Source organism: Staphylococcus sp. HMSC077D08, from assembly GCF_001837945.1.
GTDB lineage: Bacteria > Bacillota > Bacilli > Staphylococcales > Staphylococcaceae > Staphylococcus > Staphylococcus epidermidis.
In genome coordinates this window covers 1-1464 of the sequence record NZ_KV834765.1, presented here as the reverse complement: position 1 = coordinate 1464, position 1464 = coordinate 1, and the positions used below count along the sequence as shown (strand labels likewise).

1 protein-coding gene and 1 pseudogene are annotated in these 1464 nt (G+C 27.3%); one reads left to right on the top strand and one right to left on the bottom strand.

Annotated features, from left to right (window positions below; all coding sequences use genetic code 11):
* Positions 1 to 234 (top strand): annotated as a pseudogene (locus HMPREF2663_RS06990) (Replication protein RepB); the annotation flags it as partial.
* On the opposite strand, the gene HMPREF2663_RS06985 reads toward HMPREF2663_RS06990, so the two are convergent.
* Positions 225 to 1160, bottom strand: coding sequence for a replication initiator protein A (locus tag HMPREF2663_RS06985; RefSeq protein ID WP_064212271.1), 936 nt, complete (start codon positions 1158 to 1160; stop codon positions 225 to 227). The pseudogene HMPREF2663_RS06990 and the gene HMPREF2663_RS06985 sit on opposite strands and share 10 nt — an antisense overlap.
* Positions 1161 to 1464: the final 304 nt, after the last annotated feature.

Sequence of the window (1464 nt, the reverse complement as noted above, 5' to 3'; positions counted from 1 at the left end):
GATATTGAAAGTGGTTGTGGTTTTGACTTAAACCAATTTTTATTAGATCAAGGTCAGTCCGAAGTGTTTAATAACATTATTGATATGATTGAAAATCACAATTTTATAGAATTTCAAGATCTAGTGATGTATGCGCGACAACATCATCCATCTTATTTAAATTTGATTATCCAACGGACGTATTTTTTTGCGAAATATTTAGATTCAAGGCGACATACGTTCAATCATAAATAGTGTGATGTGTCGAATATATGGTTTTGTGGCGCGTTTTGACGTCGCATATTTAAGGAATGCATTTCTTCGAGTTCTGTTTTAATTGAACGCATTAAATAACCTTGCATGGCTTCGACACTTTCGCTTTTTTGAATTAATGTTGCTTTAAAACGTTTGAGCACATTAATCATCTCAAACTCAATATCTTCTAACATGTATACTGTATTCTTTTCATTATTAAATGATGATTTAGCTTTAAGTATGACACTTTTAATAATTTGTATTTCATCAACTTCAAAGTTATTTAAATAGGTTTGAAGTTGATCGGGAATTTCTTGAAGTAAATGATATTTTAAGGCATTATTATCAAATTCATTAGATTGATGATTTGGATGATTCGAATGAGAAGTATTAGGGTTGGCTATATGTTCACTATCATTCATATCATACGTATCATTATTCTCAGTTTCTTTATTATCAGTTTCTTTATTATCAGTATCATTAGACTTACAAATTGTTAGTTCTTGAACTATATTTTCGTTAGTTCTTGAACTAATAATTTGTTTGTTCTGGAACTTACGATTTGTTAGTTCCTTGTCATAACTAGGTTCTAAAAGGTATATTTTGTTAGGTCTATTTAGTCCTTGTCTTTCATTTATAATTAAATTGAATTTTTCTAGCTCTTTTTTCAATTTGATAATTTTAGGTTCTCCGTATTGTAAAATGGAACATAATTGTTTATTTGTATATAGTAGATATATATTATTTTCTTCATCAATCCAGTTATTGATTTTGGATAATTCAAAACGATCTTTTAATAGAGCATACATAACCTTTGCGTCAGTTGTCATTTTAGAAAAATGACCATCTTCAAATAAAAATTTTGGGAGTTGGTAAAAACGAGATGTTTCAAATTCACTAGCAGAAATTTTTTTGAATTTTGACATAATATAAACCTCTTCTTTTTCATATTTAGATAGAGGTAATAAGACGCGTTATTATATTTAATAATATCTCATTCTTGAAGTCATATTGTTTATACTATATAATTATATGTACTTATTATATAAACAACGCATCATTTAGAGTATATATGTTAGCGTTTATTACCTAAAGCGTTTAGTCGGGCCAACGACTAAACGCTTTTTACTTTATTAAAATCTAAGTTAATAGTAACAAAGTAAAAAAGAAGAAACAATAAATTATGTAACTTCTTATAAGTAACATGTTACATGTAACAAAAACCCAATT